General features: G+C 52.3%; 5 protein-coding genes and 2 pseudogenes. 4 read left to right on the top strand and 3 right to left on the bottom strand.

What is annotated here, in order from left to right:
* Window positions 1–265 (top strand): transposase (locus tag AACU94_RS05945; RefSeq protein ID WP_167856181.1); only part of this gene is annotated, 265 nt, incomplete at its 5' end.
* A gap of 135 nt (window positions 266–400) precedes the next feature.
* Here AACU94_RS05945 and fbaB read toward each other — a convergent pair.
* Window positions 401–1453 carry a class I fructose-bisphosphate aldolase gene (gene fbaB, locus AACU94_RS05940; protein WP_000129551.1) on the bottom strand — a complete coding sequence of 351 codons (1053 nt, stop codon included), beginning with the start codon at window positions 1451–1453 and terminating at the stop codon, window positions 401–403.
* A gap of 256 nt (window positions 1454–1709) precedes the next feature.
* On the opposite strand from fbaB, the pseudogene AACU94_RS05935 reads away from it, so the two are divergent.
* From AACU94_RS05935 to AACU94_RS05925, 3 genes and pseudogenes are all read left to right on the top strand, one after another.
* Window positions 1710–2986, top strand: a pseudogene (locus AACU94_RS05935) (nucleoside permease).
* Window positions 2983–3987 (top strand): ADP-ribosylglycohydrolase family protein, encoded by a 1005-nt coding sequence (locus AACU94_RS05930; RefSeq protein ID WP_130257553.1) that lies wholly within the window; start codon window positions 2983–2985, stop codon window positions 3985–3987. The pseudogene AACU94_RS05935 and the gene AACU94_RS05930 overlap by 4 nt, the downstream one beginning before the upstream one ends.
* Window positions 3984–4950, top strand: a pseudogene (locus tag AACU94_RS05925) (carbohydrate kinase family protein). The gene AACU94_RS05930 and the pseudogene AACU94_RS05925 overlap by 4 nt, the downstream one beginning before the upstream one ends.
* Here the strand turns inward: AACU94_RS05925 and AACU94_RS05920 are convergent.
* Together AACU94_RS05920 and AACU94_RS05915 are read right to left on the bottom strand one after the other, a co-directional pair.
* Window positions 4924–5670 carry a GntR family transcriptional regulator gene (locus tag AACU94_RS05920; protein ID WP_135489099.1) on the bottom strand — a complete coding sequence of 249 codons (747 nt, stop codon included), beginning with the start codon at window positions 5668–5670 and terminating at the stop codon, window positions 4924–4926. The pseudogene AACU94_RS05925 and the gene AACU94_RS05920 sit on opposite strands and share 27 nt — an antisense overlap.
* Before the next feature lie 51 nt (window positions 5671–5721).
* Window positions 5722–6540: a glycoside hydrolase family 25 protein gene (locus tag AACU94_RS05915; RefSeq protein WP_135487560.1), complete on the bottom strand. Its 819-nt coding sequence runs from the start codon at window positions 6538–6540 to the stop codon at window positions 5722–5724.
* Between the last annotated feature and the right edge of the window lie 48 nt (window positions 6541–6588).

Here is a 6588-nt window from a genome sequence, read left to right as displayed (position 1 = left end):
TGAATCAGGCAGCAGTGTGAGAGGGGCAAACCGGTTGAGTAAAGCCGGACATGTGTCGCTTCGCAGGGCGTTGTATATGCCTGCAATGGTAGCCACCAGTAAGACTGAGTGGGGACGGGCGTTCCGCGACCGTCTGGCGGCTAATGGCAAGAAAGGAAAGGTGATTCTCGGCGCGATGATGCGCAAGCTGGCACAGGTGGCGTATGGAGTGCTGAAGTCAGGCGTGCCGTTCGATGCGTCACGGCATAATCCGGTAGCGGCGTAAAATCGCGGAAGGGATGAAAAAAACAGCGCCTGACGGCGCTGTGTCTGGCATGCCTGCAATCCGGGAGACTGGACCAGGAAAAAACTTGCAGGCCGTAACAGTATCTACGGGGCTGTGCTGTTCGTATGAAGCACATCAGGCGATAGTAATTTTGCTATCGAGATAAACGTCCTGCACGGCGTTAATCAGTTTCACGCCGTCAGCCATTGATTTCTTAAACGCTTTACGGCCGAGAATCAGCCCCATTCCGCCAGCGCGTTTGTTGATGACCGCAGTACGCACCGCATCACTAAGGTCGGTTTCACCGCCCGCAGCGCCGCCGGAGTTAATCAACCCTGCGCGCCCCATATAGCAGTTAGCTAACTGATAACGCACCAGATCAATCGGATTTTCGCTGGTCAGCTTGCTGTACACGCGATCGTCGGTGTAACCGTAATTAATCGCTTTATAGCCGCCGTTATTTTCCGCCATTTTTTGTTTGACGATATCTGCACCGATGGTCGCCGCCAGATGGTTCGCCTGGCCGGTCAGGTCGGCGGAAACATGGTAATCAACACCATCTTTCTTAAAGGCGGAGTTACGCAAATAGGCCCACAGCACTGTCACCATGCCCAGCTCGTGCGCACGTTCAAAGGCCGCAGAAATTTCTTCAATCTGGCGACGTGACTCTTCCGAGCCAAAATAGATGGTCGCGCCAACCGCCACCGCGCCCATGTTGAACGCCTGCTCTACGCTGGCATACAGCGTTTGATCGTAGGTGTTCGGGTAACTTAGCGTCTCGTTGTGATTAAGTTTGACGAGGAATGGAATGCGGTGCGCGTAACGCCGCGACACCGACGCCAGCACGCCGTAAGTTGACGCCACACAGTTGCAGCCCGCTTCGATCGCCAACTCCACAATGTTCTTCGGGTCAAAGTAGAGCGGGTTAGCGGCAAATGAAGCTCCGGCAGAGTGCTCGACGCCCTGGTCAACCGGCAGAATAGAAAGATATCCTGTGCCAGCCAGACGCCCGGTGTTGTAGAGCGTCTGCATATTACGTAACACCGCTGGCGGACGATTATTGTCAATCATCACGCGGTCTACGTAATCATGTCCGGGGAGATAAAGCTGGTCAGAAGGAATAGTCATACAACGGTGCTGTAAAAGGTTGTCGGCGTCTTTGCCAAGCAACTGCGCAATATCTGTCATTACTATGCTCCCGTAAATTCCGATTGGATATCGGCTATGGATTGTCCTGGCCCACCTTTTGCGGGCAATCATAATCCTGGTCGTTACGGACGAGTTTTTCCATCTTTCGGCTGTTTTTTCAGCGTTTTCTGTTGGCACGATTCATCAGAAAAAGTGTTACAGCGGTCAAGCTTTCACCGCAAAGGTATTTAAAAGGTATTGTTAAGTGGTATTGTCAGCGCGTACCTTACATTACCTGTCATGAAGGAATTAAAAGATGAAAACAACAGCAAAGCTGTCGTTCATGATGTTTGTTGAATGGTTTATCTGGGGCGCGTGGTTTGTGCCATTGTGGCTGTGGCTAAGTAAAAGCGGTTTCAGTGCCGGAGAAATTGGCTGGTCCTATGCATGTACCGCCATTGCGGCGATACTGTCACCTATTCTGGTTGCTCCATCACTGACCGCTTTTTCTCGGCGCAGAAAGTGCTGGCGGTATTGATGTTCGCCGGTGCGGTGCTGATGTATTTCGCTGCGCAACAGACCACTTTTGCCGGGTTCTTCCCATTACTGCTGGCCTACTCACTGACCTATATGCCGACCATTGCGCTGACTAACAGTATCGCGTTTGCCAACGTGCCGGATGTGGAGCGTGATTTTCCGCGCATTCGCGTACTGGGGACTATAGGCTGGATTGCCTCTGGCCTGGTCTGCGGATTCCTGCCTCAGATGCTGGGATATGACGATATCTCACCGACCAATATTCCGCTGTTAATTACCGCAGGAAGCTCCGCATTGCTCGGTGCGTTTGCCTTATTCCTGCCAGACACTCCGCCAAAAAGCACCGGCAAAATGGACATTAAAGTCATGCTCGGCCTGGATGCGCTGATCCTGCTGCGCGATAAAAATTTCCTCGTCTTTTTCTTCTGTTCATTCCTGTTTGCGATGCCACTGGCGTTCTATTACATCTTTGCCAACGGTTATCTGACTGAAGTCGGCATGAAAAACGCCACCGGCTGGATGACGCTCGGCCAGTTCTCTGAAATCTTCTTTATGCTGGCATTGCCGTTTTTCACCAAACGCTTTGGTATCAAAAAGGTATTATTGCTTGGTCTGGTCACCGCTGCGATCCGTTATGGCTTCTTTATTTACGGTAGTGCGGATGAATATTTTACCTACGCGTTACTGTTCCTCGGCATTTTGCTGCACGGCGTAAGTTACGATTTTTACTACGTTACCGCTTACATCTATGTCGATAAAAAAGCCCCCGTGCATATGCGTACCGCCGCGCAGGGGCTGATCACGCTCTGCTGCCAGGGCTTCGGCAGTTTGCTCGGCTATCGTCTTGGCGGTGTGATGATGGAGAAGATGTTTGCTTATCAGGAACCGGTAAACGGGCTGACCTTCAACTGGGCCGGGATGTGGACTTTTGGCGCGGTGATGATTGCCATTATCGCCGTGCTGTTCATGATTTTTTTCCGCGAATCCGACAACGAAATTACGGCTATCAAGGTCGATGATCGCGATATTGCGTTGACACAAGGGGAAGTTAAATGAAAACAGAACGTATTCTCGGTGCTCTTTACGGGCAGGCGTTAGGGGATGCGATGGGGATGCCCTCCGAGCTTTGGCCACGCAGCCGCGTTAAAGCACACTTTGGCTGGATTGACCGTTTTCTGCCTGGACCAAAGGAGAATAACGCGGCCTGTTATTTTAACCGCGCCGAATTCACCGACGATACCTCGATGGCGCTGTGTCTGGCGGATGCGTTGCTGGAACGTGAAGGCAAGATCGATCCGGATCTGATTGGGCGTAATATTCTCGACTGGGCGCTACGTTTCGACGCCTTCAACAAAAACGTGCTAGGTCCGACCTCGAAGATTGCGCTTAACGCCATTCGCGACGGTAAACCCGTTGCTGAACTGGAAAACAACGGCGTGACCAACGGCGCAGCGATGCGCGTCTCGCCATTAGGTTGTTTGCTTCCGGCGCGCGATGTTGATTCCTTTATTGATGATGTGGCGCTGGCGTCCAGCCCGACCCATAAATCCGATCTGGCGGTTGCAGGTGCGGTAGTCATCGCGTGGGCAATTTCTCGTGCCATTGACGGAGAAAGCTGGTCAACGATTGTTGATTCCCTGCCTTCAATTGCGCGACATGCACAGCAAAAACGCATCACCACCTTCAGCGCCTCACTGGCGGCGCGGCTGGAGATTGCGCTGAAAATTGTGCGCAATGCCGACGGCACCGAATCCGCCAGCGAACAGCTGTATCAGGTGGTTGGCGCAGGTACCAGCACTATTGAGTCCGTTCCATGCGCCATTGCGCTGGTTGAACTGGCACAAACCAACCCGAATCGCTGCGCCGTCCTGTGCGCTAACCTTGGCGGCGACACAGACACCATCGGAGCCATGGCGACGGCAATTTGTGGCGCGTTGCATGGCGTTAACGCTATCGATTCTGCATTAAAGACGGAACTGGACGCGGTAAATCAGCTTGATTTCAACCGCTATGCCACAGCGCTGGCGAAGTATCGCCAACAACGGGAGGCGGTATGAGCGGCGCTCGATTACACACGCTGCTGCCTGAATTAACCACGCGTCAGCCGGTTATGGTGATTGGCGCGGCGGTCATTGATGTGATCGCCGACGCTTACGCCCTGCCCTGGCGCGGGTGCGATATCGAGCTGAAACAGCAGAGCGTTAACGTTGGCGGCTGCGCACTGAATATTGCCGTGGCGTTAAAGCGCCTCGGCATCGAAGCGGGTAATGCCCTGCCGCTCGGTCAGGGGGTGTGGGCGGAGATTATTCGCAACCGGATGGCGAAAGAGGGGTTAATCAGCCTGATCGATAACGCCGAAGAGCGATAACGGATGGTGTCTGGCGCTGGTTGAGCCGGATGGTGAACGCACGTTTATGTCGTTCAGTGGTGTGGAAAATCAGTGGAATCGCCAATGGCTGGCGCGATTAACCGTTGCGCCTGGCAGCCTGCTCTATTTTTCCGGTTATCAACTGGCCTCGCCCTGCGGCGAATTGTTAGTGGAATGGCTGGAAGGGCTGAAAAACGTGACGCCGTTTATCGATTTTGGCCCACGTATTGGCGATATCCCGGATGCATTACTTGCGCGGCTCATGGCCTGTCGACCTTTAGTATCACTCAATCGTCAAGAGGCTGAGATTGCCGCCGAACGTTTTGCTTTATCCGCAGAGATAACAACACTCGGCAAGCAATGGCAGGAGAAATTTGCCGCGCCGTTGATCGTTCGTCTGGATAAAGAAGGTGCATGGTATTTCAGCGACAACACGTCAGGCTGCGTTCCTGCATATCCAACGCAAGTTGTAGACACCATTGGTGCAGGCGACAGTCATGCAGGTGGCGTACTTGCCGGGCTGGCCTCTGGTCTGCCACTGGCGGATGCCGTATTACTGGGCAATGCAGTGGCGTCGTGGGTTGTCGGGCATCGCGGCGGTGATTGTGCGCCAACGCGCGAGGAACTACTCCTCGCACACAAAAACGTATAGATCGCTGCGACAGTGGCTGATGCTGTACTCAATAGGCCGTTGCTGTTGGTCAAGCGCCACTTGCTTGATCACCAGCACCGGTATTTTGCTATCTAACTGAATATGTGACTGAAACTCGGCATCCGGCATCCGGGCGCTAACGCGGGAACGCGTACGTTGTGGAAAAATATGCTGACTGCGGAAGTAGTCATAAAGAGAAATCCCGATGGCATCAACATCATGAATTAAATGCGCCGGAACCCACGACTCTTCAATCGATACAGCTTCTTCATCGACATAACGAATACGCTTCAATAAAAAGACATCACTGCCCGCTTCGACCGCCAGTTGCTGCGCCACCTCTTCAGGGCATTTAACCACTCGCTTGTTAACCCACAGCGTATCGGGCTTTTTACCGCGCAACACCACCTGTTGAGAAAATCCTCGCGCTTCTTTCAACGAGTATTCAAAGATGTTGTTGATCTGCGTGCCGTAGCCACGCGAACGTGTCACCACGCCCTCTTCTTCCAGCGCCTGCATCGCCTTGCGCACCGTAATACGCGAAACGCCGGTTAACTGACTTAAATCACGCTCGCCGGGTAAAATATTGCCATGTTCCAGCACCCCGCTGCGCACGGCATTTTTTACCGTTTCGGCAAACTTAATATAAAGCGGCGTGTTGTCCGCCGCTAAAATACGCTCATTCAGTTGAGCGATAAGCTGGGTATGCGCTTGTTCCATTTATCTTTTTCCTGCCGGGGAGTCTGGAGGAAGTATATCACTGCTGGTTATTTAAGGCGTTTCTTTAATGCCATCAACGAAAGCCTGCAATTCCTCCGCCTTGCCATTAAACACATTAAAATCCACCGGACCATTAATGCCATCTACCTGTCCACGGTCGGAATGCTGCCAGAAGCGCCAGGCCATGCCGTCATTGTCCGGACGACGTTGATAATAGTGCGCCACCCACCACGGATACTCATTGAAATACCCCGCCAGATTCGTGTGATAAAACACGGCTCCGGAGTAAATAATCGGCTTTTTTCCCGTGCTTTTTTCGACCATTTTTAGCCACTGACTTACCCGTTTGCGTAATTCTTTTGCCGATAATTTTCCTCGCTCTTCTACGTCCAGCACGGCAGGGAAATCGCCGTGGGCAAAATCCACCGTTTGCAGAAATAATCTGGCCTGAACTGAAGCGGTTACCGACGGAGAAAAATAGTGATACGCCCCACGCAGCAGGCCATTTTCACGGCTTCTTTGCCAGTTGCGCGAAAAATACGGGTCAACCAGCTTTTCGCCTTCCGTAGCCTTAATAAAAGCAAACTGTAAGCGGATACCGTTGTCGCGCATTTTTGCTACACGCTGCCAGTCGATCCGCTCCTGCCAGCGTGAAACATCAATACCATGAATGGTGTAATTGGCAGGGATACGAATAGCAAAAGATTTGACCGGGCGATAACCATAAAAGTGGATATAGTCTTTAATCTGAATTGCTGTCGAATAGAAAAAATTCACCGTCTGACGGGGATGAATCGCAACGATGGAAATTAGCCCCAGAGCGCATATCAAAGCGGTGAATTTTTTTCGACTGCCGATTCTTAGCTGCATTGGTTTCATCCCTGAATTTCAGCGCGAAAAAGCTGAAAAATGCCAAAG

Source organism: Escherichia sp. E4702 (genome assembly GCF_963883545.1).
Classification (GTDB): Bacteria; Pseudomonadota; Gammaproteobacteria; order Enterobacterales; family Enterobacteriaceae; genus Escherichia.
The sequence above is the reverse complement of the archived record's forward strand: the minus strand, read 5'-3'. Positions and strand labels throughout refer to the sequence as shown.

What these genes read in the sequence shown, in the direction of transcription:
- fbaB (WP_000129551.1), bottom strand. Translation starts at nt 1,453, where the DNA reads ATGACAGATATTGCGCAGTTGCTTGGCAAAGACGCCGACAACCTTTTA.
- AACU94_RS05915 (WP_135487560.1), bottom strand. Translation starts at nt 6,540, where the DNA reads ATGCAGCTAAGAATCGGCAGTCGAAAAAAATTCACCGCTTTGATATGC.
- AACU94_RS05930 (WP_130257553.1), top strand. Translation starts at nt 2,983, where the DNA reads ATGAAAACAGAACGTATTCTCGGTGCTCTTTACGGGCAGGCGTTAGGG.
- AACU94_RS05920 (WP_135489099.1), bottom strand. Translation starts at nt 5,670, where the DNA reads ATGGAACAAGCGCATACCCAGCTTATCGCTCAACTGAATGAGCGTATT.